This window comes from Tropicibacter sp. Alg240-R139 (genome assembly GCF_900537075.1).
Taxonomy (GTDB): Bacteria; Pseudomonadota; Alphaproteobacteria; order Rhodobacterales; family Rhodobacteraceae; genus Falsiruegeria.
Map to the genome: position 1 here is coordinate 114,698 of NZ_UNRA01000006.1, position 19,491 is coordinate 134,188.

General features: G+C 56.7%; 23 protein-coding genes. 16 read left to right on the forward strand and 7 right to left on the reverse strand.

From position 1 onward, the window contains the following. Position 1 precedes the first annotated feature (1 nt). The 4 genes from G6R15_RS19690 to G6R15_RS19705 all read left to right on the forward strand — a co-directional run bounded on the left by G6R15_RS19690 (position 2) and on the right by G6R15_RS19705 (position 3,700). Positions 2–1,240 (forward strand): FAD-binding oxidoreductase, encoded by a 1,239-nt coding sequence (locus G6R15_RS19690; RefSeq protein ID WP_164661688.1) that lies wholly within the window; start codon positions 2–4, stop codon positions 1,238–1,240. 41 nt (positions 1,241–1,281) lie between these two features. Then, entirely contained in the window at positions 1,282–2,025 is a 744-nt protein-coding gene (locus G6R15_RS19695) for an aspartate/glutamate racemase family protein (RefSeq protein WP_164661689.1), read from the forward strand. 111 nt (positions 2,026–2,136) lie between these two features. Next, a complete protein-coding gene (locus G6R15_RS19700; RefSeq protein ID WP_164661690.1) occupies positions 2,137–2,652 on the forward strand; it encodes a hypothetical protein in 516 nt (171 codons plus the stop codon). A gap of 61 nt (positions 2,653–2,713) precedes the next feature. After that, entirely contained in the window at positions 2,714–3,700 is a 987-nt protein-coding gene (locus tag G6R15_RS19705; RefSeq protein WP_255456191.1) for a D-cysteine desulfhydrase family protein, read from the forward strand. Between the two features lie 121 nt (positions 3,701–3,821). Here G6R15_RS19705 and ald read toward each other — a convergent pair whose 3' ends face one another. After that, positions 3,822–4,937, reverse strand: a complete 1,116-nt coding sequence (ald, locus tag G6R15_RS19710; RefSeq protein WP_164661693.1) for an alanine dehydrogenase — start codon at positions 4,935–4,937, stop codon at positions 3,822–3,824. Between the two features lie 138 nt (positions 4,938–5,075). On the opposite strand from ald, the gene G6R15_RS19715 reads away from it, so the two are divergent. Then, on the forward strand, positions 5,076–5,534 hold the full coding sequence (locus tag G6R15_RS19715; protein ID WP_164661694.1) for an Lrp/AsnC family transcriptional regulator: 459 nt from the start codon (positions 5,076–5,078) through the stop codon (positions 5,532–5,534). Here G6R15_RS19715 and G6R15_RS19720 read toward each other — a convergent pair. Continuing rightward, positions 5,531–6,370, reverse strand: a complete 840-nt coding sequence (locus G6R15_RS19720; protein WP_164661696.1) for a CPBP family intramembrane glutamic endopeptidase — start codon at positions 6,368–6,370, stop codon at positions 5,531–5,533. The genes G6R15_RS19715 and G6R15_RS19720 overlap by 4 nt on opposite strands. A 276-nt stretch (positions 6,371–6,646) precedes the next feature. Between G6R15_RS19720 and ppk2 the strand changes: the two genes are divergently transcribed. Further along, positions 6,647–7,537, forward strand: a complete 891-nt coding sequence (gene ppk2, locus G6R15_RS19725; RefSeq protein WP_373456021.1) for a polyphosphate kinase 2 — start codon at positions 6,647–6,649, stop codon at positions 7,535–7,537. Between the two features lie 304 nt (positions 7,538–7,841). Next, positions 7,842–8,654, forward strand: coding sequence for an amidohydrolase family protein (locus tag G6R15_RS19730; RefSeq protein WP_205520584.1), 813 nt, complete (start codon positions 7,842–7,844; stop codon positions 8,652–8,654). An 86-nt stretch (positions 8,655–8,740) separates the two neighbouring features. Here the strand turns inward: G6R15_RS19730 and rpsU are convergent, their stop codons facing one another. Next, positions 8,741–8,947 carry a 30S ribosomal protein S21 gene (gene rpsU, locus G6R15_RS19735; protein ID WP_005614280.1) on the reverse strand — a complete coding sequence of 69 codons (207 nt, stop codon included), beginning with the start codon at positions 8,945–8,947 and terminating at the stop codon, positions 8,741–8,743. A gap of 110 nt (positions 8,948–9,057) precedes the next feature. Between rpsU and G6R15_RS19740 the strand changes: the two genes are divergently transcribed. Both G6R15_RS19740 and G6R15_RS19745 read left to right on the forward strand, forming a co-directional pair. After that, entirely contained in the window at positions 9,058–9,747 is a 690-nt protein-coding gene (locus G6R15_RS19740) for a COQ9 family protein (protein ID WP_164661699.1), read from the forward strand. A gap of 41 nt (positions 9,748–9,788) precedes the next feature. After that, positions 9,789–10,775 carry an NAD(P)H-quinone oxidoreductase gene (locus G6R15_RS19745; RefSeq protein WP_164661701.1) on the forward strand — a complete coding sequence of 329 codons (987 nt, stop codon included), beginning with the start codon at positions 9,789–9,791 and terminating at the stop codon, positions 10,773–10,775. Positions 10,776–10,818: 43 nt separating this feature from the next. Here G6R15_RS19745 and G6R15_RS19750 read toward each other — a convergent pair whose 3' ends face one another. The 4 genes from G6R15_RS19750 to G6R15_RS19765 form a co-directional block, all read right to left on the reverse strand. Continuing rightward, entirely contained in the window at positions 10,819–11,676 is an 858-nt protein-coding gene (locus G6R15_RS19750; RefSeq protein ID WP_164661702.1) for a DUF2189 domain-containing protein, read from the reverse strand. Positions 11,677–11,916: 240 nt separating this feature from the next. Beyond that, positions 11,917–12,507, reverse strand: coding sequence for a GNAT family N-acetyltransferase (locus G6R15_RS19755; protein WP_205520586.1), 591 nt, complete (start codon positions 12,505–12,507; stop codon positions 11,917–11,919). A gap of 183 nt (positions 12,508–12,690) precedes the next feature. After that, on the reverse strand, positions 12,691–14,088 hold the full coding sequence (locus G6R15_RS19760; RefSeq protein WP_164661704.1) for an aspartate aminotransferase family protein: 1,398 nt from the start codon (positions 14,086–14,088) through the stop codon (positions 12,691–12,693). Positions 14,089–14,153: 65 nt separating this feature from the next. Then, positions 14,154–14,333 (reverse strand): hypothetical protein, encoded by a 180-nt coding sequence (locus tag G6R15_RS19765; protein WP_164661705.1) that lies wholly within the window; start codon positions 14,331–14,333, stop codon positions 14,154–14,156. Positions 14,334–14,498: 165 nt separating this feature from the next. Here G6R15_RS19765 and G6R15_RS19770 point away from each other — a divergent pair, with 165 nt between their 5' ends. The 7 genes from G6R15_RS19770 to G6R15_RS19795 all read left to right on the forward strand — a co-directional run bounded on the left by G6R15_RS19770 (position 14,499) and on the right by G6R15_RS19795 (position 19,484). Continuing rightward, on the forward strand, positions 14,499–15,488 hold the full coding sequence (locus G6R15_RS19770; RefSeq protein ID WP_164661706.1) for an ABC transporter substrate-binding protein: 990 nt from the start codon (positions 14,499–14,501) through the stop codon (positions 15,486–15,488). Between the two features lie 96 nt (positions 15,489–15,584). Beyond that, the gene (locus G6R15_RS19775; RefSeq protein WP_164661707.1) at positions 15,585–16,391 is read left to right on the forward strand and encodes a taurine ABC transporter ATP-binding protein; all 807 of its coding nucleotides are present in this window, start codon (positions 15,585–15,587) and stop codon (positions 16,389–16,391) included. Positions 16,392–16,396: 5 nt separating this feature from the next. Next, positions 16,397–17,698 carry an ABC transporter permease gene (locus G6R15_RS19780; RefSeq protein ID WP_164661814.1) on the forward strand — a complete coding sequence of 434 codons (1,302 nt, stop codon included), beginning with the start codon at positions 16,397–16,399 and terminating at the stop codon, positions 17,696–17,698. A gap of 103 nt (positions 17,699–17,801) precedes the next feature. Continuing rightward, positions 17,802–18,272: a thiol-disulfide oxidoreductase DCC family protein gene (locus G6R15_RS19785; RefSeq protein WP_205520588.1), complete on the forward strand. Its 471-nt coding sequence runs from the start codon at positions 17,802–17,804 to the stop codon at positions 18,270–18,272. Continuing rightward, positions 18,269–18,901, forward strand: a complete 633-nt coding sequence (locus tag G6R15_RS19790) for a DUF4166 domain-containing protein (RefSeq protein ID WP_164661708.1) — start codon at positions 18,269–18,271, stop codon at positions 18,899–18,901. Before G6R15_RS19785 ends, G6R15_RS19790 begins: the two co-directional genes overlap by 4 nt. Before the next feature lie 263 nt (positions 18,902–19,164). Further along, the gene (locus G6R15_RS23145; RefSeq protein WP_373456022.1) at positions 19,165–19,284 is read left to right on the forward strand and encodes a hypothetical protein; all 120 of its coding nucleotides are present in this window, start codon (positions 19,165–19,167) and stop codon (positions 19,282–19,284) included. Continuing rightward, positions 19,278–19,484, forward strand: coding sequence for a hypothetical protein (locus G6R15_RS19795; RefSeq protein ID WP_205520589.1), 207 nt, complete (start codon positions 19,278–19,280; stop codon positions 19,482–19,484). Before G6R15_RS23145 ends, G6R15_RS19795 begins: the two co-directional genes overlap by 7 nt. Positions 19,485–19,491 lie beyond the last annotated feature (7 nt).

Consider the following 19,491-nt stretch of genomic DNA (forward strand, 5'->3'; position numbering starts at 1 on the left):
GATGACAGAGCAAGTGACCATTATCGGCGCAGGAATCGTCGGCATTTGTTGCGCCCTTTCGCTGCAAGAGCGCGGGGTGCAAGTTCGGCTGATCGACCGGGGCGAACCGGGGCAAGAGACCTCATTCGGGAACGCGGGTGTCGTCTCTCCTTGGTCGATCATCCCGCAAGCGGTTCCAGGCATCTGGAAGCGGTTGCCCCAGATGCTGCTCGATCAGAACAGCGCTTTGTCGGTTCGAACGGCGTTCTGGCCCAGAATGATCCCCTGGGGTTTGCAGTTCCTGGGTAAGGCAAATGAGGCTTCGCTGCGTCAGGCGTCGGGCGCGATGGAACTGTTGTGCCGCCCGTCTATCGACCTCTATCGCCGGCATTTGCAGGGTACAGGGCAAGAGGAGTTAATCACTGACAGCTACTATCTGCATGCCTTTCGCAATCCTGAGCAGGCCAACCTTGAGGGGCTGGATTATCGGATCCGCCGCGAAAAGGGGGGCGATCTGCAGCGAGTAAACGGGGCTGAACTACGCCAGATCGAACCCGCGCTGAGCAATGAATTCAAGGCAGCGGTTGTGATAAAAGGGCAGGCGCGCGTGACATCGCCAGGTCGCATGGGGGCGGTTCTTGCAGACAAGGCGCGTGCGCAGGGCGCTGAGATCTTGCGCACCGAAGTAACTGGATTGGCCCGCGCGACGGGCAGCGGATGGCAGTTGATCACCACTAAAGGACCACTGCGCGCCCGTCAGGTGATCCTGTCCGCGGGTGTCTGGTCCGCGGATTTGCTGAAACCCCTGGGCCTGCGCGTACCGCTTGTGGCGGAGAGGGGGTATCATGTCGAATTTCAAACTCCTGATGTGAGCCTGAATAACTCGGTCATGGATGTGGACGCCAAGGTTGTTGCCAGTTCGATGCAGGGCGGTTTGCGTGTTGCCGGCACGGCCGAGTTTGGCAGCATCGATGCCCCCGCTGACCCGCGTAAGGAAAAGATTCTGACTGCGCAGGCCAAGGATATGTTGCCGGATCTGGACACTGGCCGATCTAAATTCTGGATGGGACGGCGCCCGTCCTTCCCCGACAGCTTGCCCGCACTTGGGCGGGTCAAAGGGTTGGACGGTCTGTTTACGGCTTTTGGTCATTCCCATTACGGCCTGATGATGGCGCCCAAGACCGGTGAGCTTGTTGCCGACCTGATGTCAGGCCGAAACCCCAACGTGGATCTGGCCCCGTTTGCGGTGACCCGGTTCTAGCCAATGTTCCCAACTTCTTGAACCGAAAGGATGTGCTTGCAATGCCGATTTACGAGGGTGGTCAAAACATCTGCGGAGGCTCGATAGGTGTTCTATGCCTTGAAAGCTATTTCCCGAAACCACCGGGGCACATCAAAAACCCCTCAGGCCTGCCATTTCCGGTGCTGTATGAGATGATCGACGGGATCACCGTCCCAACCTTGTTGAACAACGCAACGCCCGAACTTTTGGACCCGTTCATCAAGGGCGCACAGCGGCTCGAAGCGGAAGGTGTGCGTGCTATCACCGGCAGTTGCGGGTTCCTGGCGCTGTTCCAAAGGGAACTGGCGGCGGCCGTGTCGGTGCCGGTTTTTGCTTCGAGCCTGATCCAAGTGCCATTGGCATTTCACATGACCGGAGCTTCTGCACCTGTGGGCGTATTGTCCGCCGATGCATCGGCCTTGACGCCGCGCCATTTTGAAGGTGTAGGCGCGGCAGGCATACCGGTTGCGGTGCAGGGTCTCGAAGACACGCAGGAGTTCGCCGAAGTCATATTGCGCAACACTCGGACCCGCATGGACACGGATCTGATTGAGCTCGAGGTGCTCGAGGCGGCCCGCCGTCTCAGACAAAAGGCACCTGATATTCGATCTGTGGTTCTGGAATGCACAGACTTGCCACCCTATGCCGCGCGACTTCAGGAAGAACTGAACCTGCCGATTTTTGATCTGACGACGTTGGCGCAAATGGCGCATTTGGTTGGGACGCGGGGGGCGTACACTGGGATCATGCCATGGTCGAAGTGACAAAAGCGGGAGGTAGAGTCGCATTCCTCTTTGCAAACGGCCATGGAACCAGGGACCAAATTCTGGATCGTTCAATGTGTAAAAGATGAAATTCGCCTTTAGGAGCTTTGTGTGTCTGTTGAATTCTCTATCCTGATGGTCGCAATTTGTCTGGGCGCGACATTGCAAGTTGGGGTTGGCATCGGGTTCAGCATCATCGCGGGCCCACCGATGATGATCCTTGTTGTAACCTCAACAGCCATTCCCGTTTTGCTATTGCTCAACACCATAGTTTCAGCGGTGGCCACGGATCGGCATGTTGTGCGGGCTAATTCCCAGACTATTCCGATTGTAATTGTTGGATGCCTCGTTGGGGTGGTGGCGGGTCTTGTTGTCTATCCTTTAATGAACGAGGCGATTGTTTTGGTGGCATATGGTGTCGCATTTGTGTTGCACAGCCTGAAAGAGACGCAAGTCCTACTGTTCGGATCATTGCTGATAGGGTTCGTCGCCGTGACCCTGACAGGTAGTCTGGCAGGCCGTGTTCTTGGTCCAAGGTTGCCACAGTCACTGACCACCCGAGCCATCCGGATGGTGTCTTTGATCGCCTGCTGCGTTCTCTTTCACCGTGCATACACACTGACATAGTCTCGAAAGGCAGAAGATGACACAGGATGACATTCTGGCTAGATTCCCTCGCGCCATACTGATGTCGGGGCCAACTCCGGTTGAACGGTTAGACAGAATGTCCAAGGAGCTTGGCATCGACCTTTGGCTTAAACGCGACGACCTGACCGGGCTTGGGTTTGGCGGTAACAAGACGCGCCAGCTTGAGTTTTACATCGGGGATGCCGTTCAGAAGGGTGCAGATACGATTCTGATCACCGGTGCCGTTCAATCCAACTATGTGCGATCTGCCGCAGCGGCGGCGGCACGCTTGGGCATGCAATCGGTGCTGCAACTGGAAGAGCGTGTACCTGATATGGGGCCGGACTATTACACCTCAGGCAATGTGCTGTTGGCCAAACTTCTGGGCGCCGAACATATGAGCTATCCTGAAAGAGAGGATGAGAGTGGTGCAGACGCAGCTTTGCACGCACGTGCAGAGGAACTTAAGGTTCAAGGCCGTAAGCCATATGTCATTCACCTTGGGCTACACCACCCGCCCCTTGGTGCGTTGGGTTATGTCTCAGCCGGGCTGGAGCTACAGCGCCAGATGCCGGACTTTGATGCGGTCGTTGTCCCTTCAGGCAGCGGCGCAACGCATGCCGGATTACTGACCGGACTAGCGCTGGAGGGCGGGGCTTCTTCCGTTTTCGGAGTGTGCGTGCGAAGAGACAGTAACAAGCAAATCGCTCGAATGCGGATTGTGCTTCAGAAACTGGCTGATCTGCTGAATATTGAAGCTGCGCCCTTGTTGGACAAGATTAGGGTTCTGGACGAGGCGCTTCCTCCGGGATACGGCCAATTGGGCGCCAACACGCACAGTGCATTGAAAAAGATGGTTCGGACCGAAGGGGTATTCCTTGATCCGGTCTATTCCGCAAAAACATTCGCGGGATTGTTGCACTTGGTTGCTGTTGGAGAAATTGACCAAGGGCAAAAAGTTGTCATGTTGCACACTGGGGGGCTGCCAGCGCTGTTTGGGTATCAGAATGAACTGATATCGGACCTTCCGTCAGGAATGGAAGATTGAGTTTCGGCCTCGGTGCCAAACCGTCTCTGATGGCATAGAACTTGGATCTAGTACTGCACTAGGTGCAACTCCCAAGAAACCCCGGCACGATGGCCGGGGTCTGTTTTGGAGTAACTTGAACCTACTTGATCACCAGTTGCGGTGACACGACGTCGATACCCAAGGCCTTGCCAACCGCATAGTATGTCAGTTGACCAGCATGCACGTTCAGGCCGTTCAGCAGGTGCGGATCGTCGGCACAGGCCTGTTTCCAACCTTTGTTGGCCAGGTTCAGCATGAAGGGCAATGTTGCGTTACCCAATGCTTGGGTCGAGGTACGAGCCACAGCGCCAGGCATATTGGCCACGCAGTAGTGCAAGACGCCATCGACCTCATAAATCGGGTCAGCATGAGTGGTTGCCCTGGAGGTCTCGAAACAACCGCCCTGATCGATTGCGACGTCGACAAGAGCCGCACCCGGCTTCATCTCGCTCAGCTGAGCGCGCGACACCAGTTTGGGGGCTTCGGCACCGGGGATCAGGACCGCGCCGATCACCATGTCGGCCTCGCGCACCAACTCGGCAGTGGCGCCAGCAGTGGAGTACTGGTTTTTGAAGTCACGGCCAAAGACGTCGTCGAGGTATTTCAGACGGTTCAGAGAGCGGTCCAAAACGGTGACATCCGCGCCCATGCCTGCGGCAATCTTGGCCGCGTGGGTGCCCACGACACCGCCGCCGATGACCACAACCTTGGCCGGGGCCACACCGGGTACGCCACCCATCAAAACGCCGCGGCCACCGTTGGCTTTTTGCAGGGTCCATGCGCCAACTTGGGGTGCCAGACGACCGGCAACCTCGGACATTGGTGCCAGCAGGGGCAAGCCGCCTCGGTCGTCGGTTACAGTCTCATAAGCGATGGCGGTACAGCCGGATTCGATCAAATCATGTGTCTGATCCGGATCAGGGGCCAGATGCAGATAAGTGAAAAGCAGCTGCCCTTCGCGCAGCATCTTGCGCTCACCAGCTTGGGGTTCTTTGACCTTCACGATCATGTCGGCGGTGGCAAAGATCTCTTCTGCCGTGTCGATGACGGCCGCACCAGCCGAGACATAGTCCTCGTCGGTGAAGCCGGCACCTGCGCCCGCGCCTTTCTGGATGATCACTGCGTGGCCGTGGTTGACCGCCTCGCGGGCGGCATCCGGCGTAATGCCAACGCGGAATTCCTGGGGTTTGATTTCTGTGGGGCACCCGATTTTCATTGTGCTTCCTCCGTTCACAATCTGCCCAAATTATGTGCAGATGTTGGCCGCAATTTTTCTGAAACCCCCCTCGTATACTGCGGTATTTTCGGGATAATGTCGCGCAAGATAGCTAAATGATGCAAAGGATGTGCGCGAATGGCCTTGGACGCAACAGATCGACGGATTCTCAGGGCGCTGCAACTCAAGGGGCGAATGTCCAACGCAGAACTGTCGGAAAAGGCCAATCTGTCCCCGTCCGCCTGCCACCGGCGGGTGCAGCGGCTTGAGGCGGATGGCTACATTCGCGATTATGTTGCACTGCTCGATCCGCGAAAGCTCGGCGTGCCGACGACGGTTTTTGTCGAGATCACCTTGCAGGGGCAGGCGGATGAAGTCCTGGATGCGTTCGAAAAGGCCGTTGGTCGCATTCCGGATGTTCTGGAGTGTCACCTGATGGCCGGAACAGCGGATTACATCTTAAAGGTGGTCGCTGAAAATACCGAGGATTTTGCACGCATTCACCGCCAACATCTGGCGCGGCTTCCTGGGGTGGCGCAAATGCAGAGCTCGTTTGCCTTACGTACCGTGTTCAAGACAACAGCCCTACCGGTTTAGGTCGGGCCGGGGTAGGTGAAAAACAGCAGATGAAGCATGTTAAAGCCGAAGTGGATCCACACAGCATAGCGCAGCCGCCCCCCATACCATTGGCCCAATCCACACGCTGCCCCGAGCAAGGTGGCAAAGACCACCACCGCAGGTCCGCCTGGAAAATGAACCATCCCGAACAAAAGGCTGGCAGCGACAATACCGCCTGTCATCCCGATACGCGCAGTGAGCGCTTTTTGTAGGAAGCCACGAAAAAACGCCTCTTCTGTCAGGCAAGTCATTAGCAGATTGGCCAGCGCAAAGAGCAGTGCCCACTCAGGCAGGCCCACTTCCAGCGCCAAGGCGTCAGCGGCAATGGCAATGAGGAAAAGCGCAAGGGCCAGAGCCGATGAGAGTAGCAAAGGAGTGAGCCTGAGAGGGCGATCAGAGATTAACAGAGGGCGCCAGGCCAACAGAAGCGCAAAGAACACCAGTGGTTTGTCGGCGTTCAAATGCATGGTGAAGGGACGACTGCCTGGACCTGCCATAACGTTGTCCAGAGCGATGGGATTGTTGAAGCCGGGTAATAAATGTGCGCCCATGGCCACCGACCACACCATCAGGGCAGTCCAACCTACAATGGCCAAAAGTCCAGAGGCATCCCGCAGCCATGCCGCCAACGCCAGCCCCAGGGCAGTTGCGATCAGGGCTGTGATGGACAGAATGCCAACATAAACAGCGATACAGGCCCAGACGGCAAGCAAGGCAAAAGCCGAACGCGCAAACCCGGCCCAACCGCTGCCGAGTGCAGCCATCAGGATCAGCCACGGCCAAAGATCGGCCAGGTTGGACAACAGATAGGGCATACTGTTTCCTGTGAATTTCTCAGTTCTGCGGCCCACACGTTGATCAAAATCAAGGCATTGGCAAGCATTTGCTCGCAAGCATATTGCGGTTGTGTTGATCTGCCAGCCATATCATCATGTCGTGTCTCAAGCCTGCGGTATTCCGTTTGTTGGGCATGAGTGCAAAGGCCACCGTATTGAAGGCCGACACCAAAGCGTTACCTGATCCCCGTATTGGGTGTGTGTTGAATTGAAGGAAGGAACCAGCCCGTGACCGAGGAATCTAACACATCTGCAATGGACTGGTTGGAAGCCGAGCTGGAGGACACGCTGGACGAGGATTTCGAGATCGAATTCAGCGAACCGATGCTATCGATGGAAATCCGCAAGATTTATCGTGCGCAACATCCCGAGATGCTTGATCGCAAGGTGTATTTCCGCAATCTACTGCGTCTGCAAGCCGAGTTGATAAAGCTTCAGGATTGGGTGCAGCACACTGGCCAAAAAGTTGTGATCTTGATGGAAGGGCGCGACTCGGCCGGTAAGGGTGGGGTGATCAAGCGGATCACCCAACGGCTGAACCCGCGGGTTGCGCGCGTTGTTGCTCTGCCTGCTCCTTCGCGCCGGGAGCAGAGTCAGTGGTATTTCCAGCGCTACGTGCCGCATCTGCCTGCAGGCGGTGAAATCGTGTTGTTCGACCGGTCGTGGTACAACCGCGCCGGAGTGGAACGGGTCATGGGTTTTGCCACCGACGAAGAGGTCGAAGCGTTTTTCCGCGACGTGCCCGAGTTCGAGCGGATGCTAGTGCGCTCAGGGGTCATCCTGCTGAAATACTGGTTTTCGATCACTGACGAAGAGCAGCAGTTGCGATTTCTCATGCGCATTCACGATCCAATGAAACAGTGGAAACTATCCCCCATGGATCTGGAAAGTCGAGTCCGGTGGGAGCAATACACCAAAGCGAAAGAAGAGATGTTTGAGCGAACAAACATTCCTGAGGCGCCTTGGTATATTGTTGAGGGTAACGACAAGAAGCGCGAGCGACTTAACTGTATCGAACATCTTTTGACTCAGGTTCCATACGAGGATGTACCAAGCGAAAAGGTCAATTTGCCGGATCGCAAGTACAACCCCGAATACGAACGCCAGTTCCTTCCAGATGAACTCTACGTACCAAAGATTTATTGATCCGCAATTAGGAGCAAAGCCCTGCAAGCATTGTCGATAAACGCCCGCGCATGATCGCGCGGGTCGTCTGTGTTTCGACCAGATAGCCACGCCCGACAAAAGACCTGCGCCGGGCCTATTGGCTGTGCAAAAATCATCATCTCGAACATTGGGCGTAAGGCACCGGCCTCGATCAGCAGTAAGCGCCAAGCGGCGAGGGTCTTGGCGAGTATGGCGTTTTCGTCAGCCCGTTCCGCGTGACCATTGGTTAGAGTTACACTCTAGAGCAGGACTCAGATTCCGTTTTGTCATCAGGAGATCACCGGTGAGTGAAATTATCGACGCCTGGGGCCAGCACCCTACGCTCAGACATTCCCAAGATCCAATGTTCGATTCGCTGCGACGTTGGACCAAGACCCCAACCCCGACCGAGGAGCTGCCGGTGGCAACCACGGTTGGCTTGATGGATCAGGCAGGGGTTGGCCGGATGTTGATCAGCGCGTGGGAGGCACCGCGCAACACGATGATTTCAAACGATGAGGTTGCTGGATTTGTGGCTCAAGCACCTGATCGGTTGATCGGAGTTGGCTCGGTCAACCTTGCCCGCCCGATGGAGGCGGTTCGCGAGGTCCGGCGCTGCGTAACCGAGCTGGAGTTCAAGGCGATACGGGTTCTTCCCTGGCTGTGGGAGGTACCACCGACAGATCGCCGGTTCTATCCGGTCTATGCCGCTTGTGTCGATCTAGGCGTGCCGTTCTGCACCCAAATCGGTCACACCGGCCCGCTGATGCCGTCCGAAGTCGGGCGGCCGCTGTATCTGGATCAAGTGGCTTTGGATTTCCCTGAGCTAACTATCGTTGGCGGACACATTGGTTACCCCTGGACCGAAGAGGCGGTGGCGGTCGCGACCAAACATGAAAACGTCTACATCGATACCTCAGCCTACACAGCGGAACGGTATCCGCCAGAACTGGTGCGGTTCCTCAACGGGCATGGCGCGGGCAAGGTGCTGTTTGGTAGCACCTATCCGATGATGCCACCCGAAAAGGCGCTCAAAGGATTGGACAGTTTGGGATTGGATCCGACCCGGCAAGATATGTTTCTGGCAGGCAATGCCAAGCGGGTGTTCGGACTTTAAAGATTAACACCGCTCTAGAAACGACAAACCCCCGGGCGATGCCTCGGGGGTCGTCAAATAGCGTCTGTAAAGAGCCGCTGACTTGCTTAGAGCAAACCTTCACGCTGTGCTTTCTTACGCGCCAGTTTACGGGCACGACGGATCGCTTCAGCCTTCTCGCGCGCTTTTTTCTCGGACGGTTTCTCGAAATGTTGCTTGAGCTTCATTTCGCGGAAGACGCCTTCACGCTGCAGCTTTTTCTTCAGGGCACGAAGCGCCTGATCGACATTGTTGTCACGAACACTAACCTGCATGTGGTTTTCACCACCTTTCTAGATAGAGTTGCAAGGATTTGCAGGAAGTGGCCGTATAGCAAAGGCCTGCTATTATGTCTAGTACGTGTGTAACAGTTCGGAGATTGATCATGACCATGCCTTACGAAGACCTGCGTGAAACCCTTTTGGACGTGGCTCTGACCCATGTTCCCTTTGACGGTTGGACAGAGGCGACGTTTGTCGCTGCGGTGTCGGATGCGGATATCGACATGACTCTGGCACGCGCTGTTTGCCCGCGCGGGGCGGTTGATCTGGCTTTGGCTTATCATGCACGTGGAGATGCGCAGATGGTCGCGCGGATGCAGTCCGAAGACATGAGCGAGTTGCGATTCAGCGAAAAGGTTGCGGCTGCCGTGCGGTTCCGGCTGGAAGCCTCTGATGACAAAGAAGCGGTGCGCCGGGGCACGACGCTGTTTGCGCTGCCCGCTTATGCCGCAGACGGGGCCAAGGCGATCTGGGGCACCTGCGACCTGATATGGGATACGCTTGGCGATACCTCGCAAGATGCGAATTGGTACACCAAGCGCGCGACGTTATCGGCGGTCTATTCCTCGACCGTGTTGTTCTGGCTGGGTGATGATTCGCCCAACTATCAAGCCACGTGGGAGTTCATTGATCGCCGGATCGAGAACGTAATGCAGCTCGAAAAACTCAAAGCCCAAGTCAACAAGAACCCGCTTTTCAAACCTTTGTTGGCTGGGCCGAATTGGTTGATGAGCCAGATCAAAGCACCGGGTCGAATGAAGGACTTGCCGGGGTCGTTGACACCGCGCGACTGATCGCCTGACATGACGAACAAACCTAATCCAGGAGATCGTGGATGACCGAAACAATGCGCGCCGTCGAAATCACCAAACCCGGCGGCCCCGAGGTACTGCAACTCACGGACCGACCGATGCCGACACCCGGCCACGGTCAGGTCGTGCTCAAGGTCGCTTATGCTGGCGTCAACCGTCCTGACGCTCTGCAGCGGGCCGGGGCCTATGATCCGCCCCCGGGTGCCAGCGACCTGCCGGGGCTGGAATGCTCGGGAGAGGTTGTGGCCCTTGGTGATGGTGTCGATTCGCTGAGTATTGGTGATCAGGTTTGTGCGCTGCTACCCGGTGGGGGCTATGCAGAATATGTGGCGACACCTGCAGCGCATTGCCTGCCGGTGCCTGCTGGCATGGGGATGAAAGAGGCGGCTTGTCTGCCCGAGACGTTTTTCACCGTCTGGTCCAATGTTTTCACCCGCGGCGGTTTGAAAGCGGGAGAGCGGTTCCTGGTTCATGGCGGGTCCAGCGGTATCGGGACGACCGCGATTCAACTGGCCAAAGCCTTTGGCGCGCGGGTCTTCGCCACGGCTGGATCAGATGAAAAATGCCAGGCCTGTCTGGATTTGGGGGCTGAAAAGGCGATCAATTACCGGGACGAGGATTTCGTCAAGGTGATGCGCGCCGAAGGCGGTGCCGACCTGATCCTGGACATGGTGGGCGGTGACTATATCCCGCGCAACGTCAAATGTCTGGCCGAGGATGGGCGTCTGGTGCAGATCGCGTTTCTGCAAGGACCAGTGGTCGAGCTGAACTTTGCTTTGATGATGGTCAAACGTTTGACCCTGACCGGCAGTACTCTGCGCCCGCAAAGCGATCTGGCCAAGGCGCGGATAGCACAGGATCTGCGCGAAGCCGTCTGGCCATTGCTGGATGCTGGCGCTGTTGCGCCTGTCATGGATAGTGAGTTTGATTTCGCGCAAGCAGCAGATGCGCACGCGCGCATGGAAAGTTCTGGCCACATCGGCAAAATCGTCATGAAGGTCGGCGGTTAAGCTATCTTGGCGCAGGCCTGACAGCGGCCTGCGCATTCCCTATCTAGGCAATGGCTCGGCGATACAGGTGCCATGTTGCGTGTCCCAAAACGGGCATGACGAAAATTAATCCCAAAAGCAGCGGGATCGAGCCGATCACCAGCATGGCCGCGACGGTTGCACCCCAGGTCAGAACCACGCGTGGATTCTGTCGCATAACCCGGACGGATGTGACAACGGCGACCGGAACGCCGACCTGACGATCCAGCAGCAACGGAAAACTCACAATGCTGATCGCCAAAGCAATCAGAGCGAACAGGAACCCAACTGCGACGCCCACGATCATCATGGTCCAGCCAGCGGCGGTGGTGGTTACCTCTGTCAGAAAGGCCATCAGTGAAACAGGTGCTTCTGGCCCAAGGGTCTGGACGTAAATGCTTTGTGCGGTCAGGATCCAAGTCACGAATAGGGCCGTAAGGTACAGACCCAAGGCCAAGATCGCCCCAAACGCGGGAGAGCGGAAGACGCCGAAAGCATCCAGCCAACGCACCTCTTGCCCCAATTCCCGGCGGCGGCTGATTTCATATAGGCCGACGGCAGCCACAGGCCCCAATAATGCAAAGCCCATGACGAGCGGGGCCAAAAGCGGAACCATGTCCATGCGCATGCCCAGTCCGAACAGGACAAGACCTGCCAGCGGATAGACCACCGCAATGAAAATCGCGTCGGCTCGGCTGGCCAGAAAATCGTTATAGCCTGCGCGCAAGGCGTACCGGATGTCGTCGGTACTCAAAGTGCGGATTTCGGGTAGGTTACCAGTGTTCTCGCTGCCAAGCTGGGTGGCCGTTTCGCCCATGTGATCGCCAGTGGCACCCAGGTTCTGGGCGGCCCAGCTGATCGGATTGCCGATTGTTTTTGCCATATCTTTCCCCTTCCTAAAGCGTTTCAAGAAGGGTGTGCATCGCACATACCTTGCCGCGCTTCGCGCTCTCAGGCATGTACGACCCATCGAAGCGACAGCTTCTCGAAACGCACGAGGCGTCGCAACGCGGCATAAAAGGGGCCTGACATATGGTTGCGCCCGGCCCGGCCGATCTGCAACGCATGGGAACAGTATAGCACAAACTGCTGCCGCGCGCTGTCACAGCTGCGAGACCACCTCTCATTCGCGCGGTTTCTCCAGCTGCCACGTCAGATTGACCTGAACCGCAGGCCATTCCCCGGCGATGATGGAATAGACGGCCGTATCGCGCAATGTCCCGTTGGCCATCACCATATGCGACCGCAGTACACCGTCCAGTTTGGCCCCCAAACGCTCGATCGCACGGCGGCTTTGGTGATTGAGCGCATGGGTGCGGAACTCAACCGCGATGGCATCCAGCGATTCAAATGCGTGCCGCAAGAGCATCAGCTTGCATTCGGTGTTGAGCGGTCCCCGTTGCGCCGAACGGGCATACCAGGTCGAACCGATCTCCAACCGTTTCGCGGTATGGTCAATGTTCATGTATGTGGTCATCCCAACCGCACGGCCGGACGCATTGAGAACCGCAAAAGGCACCATGCTGCCGTCTTCTTGCAGCGACAGGCGGCGGATGATTTCTTCGCCGACCTGATCGGGGGCCGGAATCCAAGTGTACCACAGGCGGTGTAGTTCGCCGTCAGCGCTCGCCGCAGCCAGGTCGTCGGCATGTACGGGGTCCAATGGGACAAGGTTGGCGTGTTGGCCGTGCAATGTGACAGGGGTGGCCCACATCATGAAGCTCCTAAAAATCAATCGGGTTTCAGGCGATGTGCCGCAAAACCGGAGGGTGAAGAAGTTCCAAAGTTTGAAAAGATAGGCAGTCCAATTTGTGAGAGACAAAAAAACCGACGCGGAGGGCGCGCCGGTTTTAAGTTTGCACCCCCAAGCGGGGAGAGAGGGGCGTGCAAATGTCAGTTAGCCAAAAACCCGACCCAGGGCGCCGTCAACGGCGTCGGTGATCTGGTCGATGTCGTTCGCCGTTGCAATCAGCGCAGGCGAGAAGCACAGGGTGTTGTTGCGACCCGGCAGCGACCGGTTGGTCGCACCGATGATCACGCCCTGGTTCATACAGTCGGCCACAACGGCTTGAACCAGCTTCTCTTCGACGGGCTCTTTACTTGCACGGTCAGTGACCAGCTCGGCGCCTAGGAACAGACCCTTGCCGCGCACGTCCCCGATGATCTTGTGCTTGTCCATCAGCTCTTGGAGGTTGCCTAGCATGCGGTCACCCATGTTGACACAGTTGCCCAGCAGGTTCTCGTCCTGGATGATGCGCATGTTTTCGATCGCCGCCGCCGGACCGGCGGTGCAACCACCAAAGGTCGAGATGTCGCGGAAGTAGCCCATCGGATCAGCTGCGTCGTCCTTGAACATGTCAAAGACTTCTTCGGTGGTGACCATGCAGGCAATCGCGGCGTAGCCCGAGGCGACACCTTTTGCCATGGTCACAAAGTCAGGCTTGACCCCATACTGCTGATAGCCAAACCAGGTGCCGGTACGGCCAACTCCACAGACCACTTCGTCGATGTGCAGCAGCACGTCGTACTTTTTGCAGATCTCTTGCACGCGCTCCCAGTACCCTTCGGGCGCTTCGATAACGCCGCCGCCTGCAGTCACCGGCTCTAGGCACAGCGCACCAACGGTTTCGGGGCCTTCGCGCAGGATCACTTCTTCGATAGCGTCTGCTGCTGCCTTGCCGAATGCCTCGCCCGACAGGTCCTCGTGACCCAGCTCGTGCTTGCGGTATTCCATGCAGTGGGGAACGCGGACAAAATCAGGTGCAAACGGGCCATACTGCGCGTTGCGCTCGTCCTGACCACCTGCCGACATCGTCGCAAGGGTCGATCCGTGATAGTCGCGGTCGCGATACAGGATCTTAGTTTTCTTGCCGCCATAGCGCTTGTGCGCGATCTGACGGACCATCTTAAAGGCCTTCTCGTTCGCCTCGGACCCAGAGTTGGTGTAGTAGACGCGGCTCATGCCAGGCATTTTGTCGATCAGCTGTTCGGCAAAGATAGCACCGGGAATCGAACCAGCGGTGTTCGCGAAGTAGCACAGTTTCATCAACTGGTCGTAGACCGCCTTGCAGATGGATTCGCGGCCGTAGCCGACGTTGACGGTCCAGACACCGCCCGAAACAGCATCCAGGTGTTCTTTGCCTTTTTGGTCCCAGACACGCATGCCTTTGCCTTCGACAATGATACGGGGATCATTGGTTTCAAAGGATTTATGCTGGATCAGATGATGCCAGATGTGGGCGCGGTCCGCTTCGACCACGCGCGAAAGATCGTTCTCGTTGAACGTGCCGTCCATGACATGTCCTTTCAAAATTCTGCCAGATATCGACTCTATCTTTCATGAGGAAATCAGAGCCGTCTTCAAGACTCCAGAGACTTTATTAAATAGGTACGCGGATAGGGCCAGAAGCTTCGCTGCGGTAAGTCCAGAGTTGAATCCACATCAAAATTTCGCTTGCCAGTAACATCAATATTTGTCTGAAAAATCACGGAATTTTGCGGTTTTTGCTTTTTGAAAGCTCCGACTTCATCTTCTTTCATTTTGGGGAAGCCTCAGAAAAGGCATTGATTGCTCGAGGATTATCGGCTCGGATCAACGAGCGGGTCCCAAAAACGTCTTGGGGTACCGCCATGAACACTCATAGAGGCGGAATACCGCCCGTTATATTCGACCTGCCATTTCGGCGGGCAACAGGGAGACGACGTATGACTTTCAAATCCAAGCTGATGGGCGCGGTAGCTGGTGCGGCTATGCTGGCAGGTGCTGCACCTGCGATGGCCGAAGACCTGACTGTGGCATATTTCCTAGAGTGGCCGATGCCGTTCCAGTTTGCCAAAGAAACCGGCATGTATGACGAGGCTCTTGGCACCAAGATCAACTGGGTCAGCTTTGACACAGGCACGGCAATGTCCGCGGCGATGGCGTCGGGCGACGTTCAGTTGTCGGTCAGCCAGGGCATCCCACCGTTCGTGGTTGCGGCTTCGGCGGGTCAGGACCTTCAGGTTGTTGATGTTGCTGTATCCTATGCGGACAACGACAACTGCGTGGTGCGTGCCGATCACGAAATCGACAAAGACAGTGCAAGCGAATTGGCCGGTAAGAAAGTCGCCGTTCCACTGGGGACCGCCGCGCACTATGGCTTCTTGAAGCAGATGGAGCACTTTGGTGTTTCGCTCGATAGCCTGGAAATTGTCGACATGGCTCCGGCCGAAGGCGAAGCCGCGCTGAGCCAGGGCGCCATCGACATGGCCTGTGGTTGGGGTGGTGCTCTGCGCCGCATGTTGGAATCCGGCAATGTGCTGCTGACTGGTGCTGAAAAAACCGAGTTGGGCATCCTTGTGTTCGATGCAACAACTGCACCCACGTCCTATGTGGCGCAAGAAGGCGACATGGTTTCCAAATTCCTGGCTGTAACCGCTGAAGCCAACGCGATGTGGGCGGACGAGGCCAACCGTGCCAAGATGCTGCCGGTTATCGCGAAAGATGCGGGTATGTCCGAAGATGACGCGGCCGCAACATTGTCTACGTTTGTTTTCCCGACCGTTGACGAGCAGCTAAGCGAAGCCTGGCTGGGCGGTAACGCGGCAAACTTCATGAAGGGTGTTGCCGACGTCTTTGTTGCATCGGGTTCTATCGACGCGGCTAAAGCGTCCTACGAAGACAACGTGAACGCGGGTCCTCTGGGCGGTAACTAAGCGTTATTGTGATGCGGGGTGGGTGTTTGGCAAAACACCCACCCCTTTTTCGCTTTACGTGTAAGGCGAACCAATCTTGGAAAGAAGGGGATCCAGGTGTCTGGACTTCTCATAAATGATATCTCGATGCGCTTTGACCTGCCCAATGGTGGTCATGTCCAAGCGCTGAAAAACGTGACGCTGGACATCAAATCCGGCGAGCTGATGAGCGTTTTGGGCCCATCGGGCTGTGGCAAGACAACGCTTCTGAACATCGTTGCGGGCTTTCTAGCCCCGACCGAAGGCACGATAGAACTGAATGGGCACGTCGAAACCGGGCCCAGTTCGGAACGTGGCATGGTATTCCAACAAGGCGCGCTGTTCGAATGGATGAATGTGCGTGACAACGTCAGCTTCGGCCCCGATATGAAAGGCGTCAGCCGGTCGGAAAGCAAAGAGAAGGTCGAGCATCTTCTTGAGGTTGTTGGCCTGCAGGATTTTAAGGAAAAGGCGATCTACGAGCTTTCGGGCGGCATGCAGCAGCGTGTTGCGTTGGCCCGTTGTCTGGCCAATGACCCTGACGTCATATTGATGGACGAGCCGCTGGGGGCCTTGGATGCACTGACGCGTGAAAAGATGCAATCGCTGGTTCTGGACCTGTGGAAGGACACCGGCAAAACCATCATCCTGATCACCCACTCGGTCGAAGAGGCGTTGCTCTTGGGCGAACGACTGCTGGTGATGGCGCCGCGCCCCGGTCGTGTGCACAAAGAATACCGCCTGCCATTTGCTGGCCTTGGCGTCGGCAACGACCTGCGCGAAGTCAAAAAACACAAGGATTACGCGGGAACGCGTGAAGAAATCCTGGAAATGATCTGGAGCATGGAAGAAGAAATCATGGGCCGGACGGAGGAAAGCGCATGACTGGTTTGCTCGTCCTTGCCCTCTATGTAGGTGCGTTCTTTGGGTCGTTTTTCATCGCAAAGCGCGTGTTCAAAAGCGCGTTTGAGAAAAAGGGCTTCAACAGACTAAAAACGGTGACATTTGGCGACGAAAGCGCGGTTACAGCGAACCGAGTTGCCTCGATCGTCTCAATCATCACGGTGTTCTGGCTGTGGGTTGCGTTTACAAACTCTGTCATTCCTCTGCCCAAGATGCCTGGCCCCTTCTCAGGAGACACAAGTTTTACCTATACGGTGCAGCTTGAGGATGGCACGACCGACGAAGCCAAAGTCTCGGTCCGGGTTTACCGTGAAGACATCCAGCAGACAGTGGATGAAAACGGCGAGCCGGGTCGTGAGCCTGCGGCAATCGAGATCGAGCCGGGTGAGGGTTTTGCCAAGAACGACACACTGACGATTGCCCGCTACGCGTTCAAGGTGGTGAACGTCTGGAAAAACGATGAAGTCAGCAAGAAAGAAGGCTCAAAGATCATCACGATCAATGGTCAGCCAATCGAGCCTGGTGGCGAGATCAAAACTGATGATGGTACGATCCGCCTGACCGAAAAGGGGACCCCGACGTTTGAGCCGGCCAAAGGTCTGCGCATGGCGCGTCTGTACCTGCCAGCGCCCGAGGTTGTGCTCCAGCGGTTCATCTGGCTGAACAAGGAAGGCTATCAGGGCTACACCCTGTTTGAGCACACGCGCTACTCGTTGCAGCGTGTTTTGCTGGGCTTTTTCTTTGGTGCTTTGATCGGCATCCCGATTGGATATGCCATGGGCCTGACAGGCTGGGCACGCGGTTGGTTCGACCCAATCGTCGAATTCATGCGTCCGATCCCGCCCTTGGCTTTGATCCCGCTGATCATCATCTGGTTTGGTATCGGCGAGATCGGTAAGGTCGTCCTGCTGTTCCTGGCTGCTCTGTGGATCATGATCATTGCCGCCCGATCAGGGGTATCGGGTGTCGCGATTTCCAAGGTGCATGCGGCCTATTCGCTGGGGGCGTCCAAATGGCAGATCCTGAGCAAGGTCATTGTCCCGAACTCGTTGCCTGACATCTTCACCGGTGCGCGCGTTGCGATGGGTGTCTGTTGGGGGACGGTTGTCGCCGCCGAACTGGTTGCGGCGAACGTGGGGCTCGGCAAGATGATCGTGACCGCGTCCAAGTTCCAGCTGACCGACATCATTATCGTCGGTATCATCGTGATCGGCGTCATTGGCTTTGCCATCGAAGTTGGCATGCGCAAGCTGGAAACCTGGCTGATCCCGTGGAAAGGCAAAGTCTGATACACGTGTGAGTTAGACATGAACCGGGGCGCGCTAGATAGCGGGCCCCGGTTTCTTTTGGGGACAACCCTGAGACGTTTTGTCAATTGTGGACGGTCAGAATTTGAACCAGCTTAATGTCATGGTGAAAGCGGATCAGCCTATATCCCTGACCGCGCAGGTGGCGGATGTCATGACGCGGAGCGCCGTGACGGTCATGGATGCTCATTGTGCACTTTGCGCTCGGGGTGCCGCCTGGATCGCCCATAATGATCAGGATCAAGAGTTCCTGATTGTGCCGATGCAAAGTGAACTTGGTCAGGTGTTGCTGGAGCAAAACGGACTTGATCCAAATGATCCGACCTCGTGGCTATTACTTGAGCGGGGGCAAGGCCGCACGTCCACGGATGCGATCATTCGTAGTGGCCAGAAGCTGGGCAGAAAGTGGCGTCTCTTGACTGTGCTGCGGATCATCCCGAGACCTGTGCGCGACGCATGTTATCGGGTTGTTGCGCGGAACCGTTACCGTTGGTTCGGACAGGGCGACATGTGCAATATGCCAGATCCCGAGGTGCAGCGTAGGTTGTTCAGATGACTGTCCTGTACCGCCGCATTCTTGGTGATGTTTTTGATGACCTCCCGCCGAAACTCCGTGCTCTGCACGGCAGCGCCAAGCCCCGCCGATGGTCGGGCCAAGCCGAAGTGCGCCGAGGTACAGGCCGAGTGGCCAGCGTGTTAGGGTGGATAATGCGTCTGCCGCCGCCAGGAGACGCGGTCCCGGTGTCAGTCGATTTCATTCCAGACAATGTTGGCGAGGTTTGGATGCGGGATTTTGGTGGAAAGCAGTTCAAGTCTTACCAGTTTATGAGATCAAATTCGCCGCTAGGCGTGGCGCAAGAACGCTTTGGAATGATCAATGTGACAGTGGCGTTCCATTCTAACGGTGATCGGCGGGCTCTGGTACCCGTCAGTTGGTCCATGATCGGCGTGCCTTTGCCCAAAGCCCTTTTGCCCACTGGAGAGAGCTTTGAGACGCAGGTCGACGACCGCTTTGTGTTCGACGTTGAAATCACGATGCCATGGATCGGCCGGATCGCTGCCTATCGCGGTTGGTTGTTGCCAGAGGGCGGGGCCCCGGCGGACCATTTGAAAACCGGACTCGGTAAGCGCCGAATCCGGTCTTTCCGCCAATACCCCCTTGGCGGAGGTTTGATGCAAGCTTGAGCGGAGGGGAAAGGTTGTATCGGGTGGGTCTCTTGTCGAGGCTGGTGACGTTTGCAGTACGAGTACAGCATGTGGTGTGCAGTGCTCGTCCTGTTGTTCGAAACCGTGATGCCGTTCCAGCGCCTCAAGACACCTGCTCGGAGATCGGCCAGGCCGCTTTTTGCGCTCCTGATCGCCGGTCCTGCAACATCATGTCGCTAGCCTTTTTACCAATCATGATGGCGGGGATGTTGGCGTTACAAGGCGGGATTTAGGGTGGTTCGATCACAGCTATTCTGATCAACGCGCCGGGCTCGCCCGCAGCGTCCTGCACAGTGTTCGATGGTTATCTAATGGCGCGTATGCGGCCAACAATTCGACCTATGATGTCGGCGCCATGCTGATGATGGGTCTGGTGGGGTACGCCATGCTCAAGACATCGATCCCTGCGGCACCGTTCCTAATTGCCTTTATCCTGGAACCGCTGCTAGAGGATAACCTCCGCCAGTCGCTGACGATCTCGAGCGGGGATTACAGCATTTTCTTCAGTTCGACGATCTGTTGGGTATTCTGGGGGCTGACCGCGCTGACCGTAGGCTGCTGATCTGGCA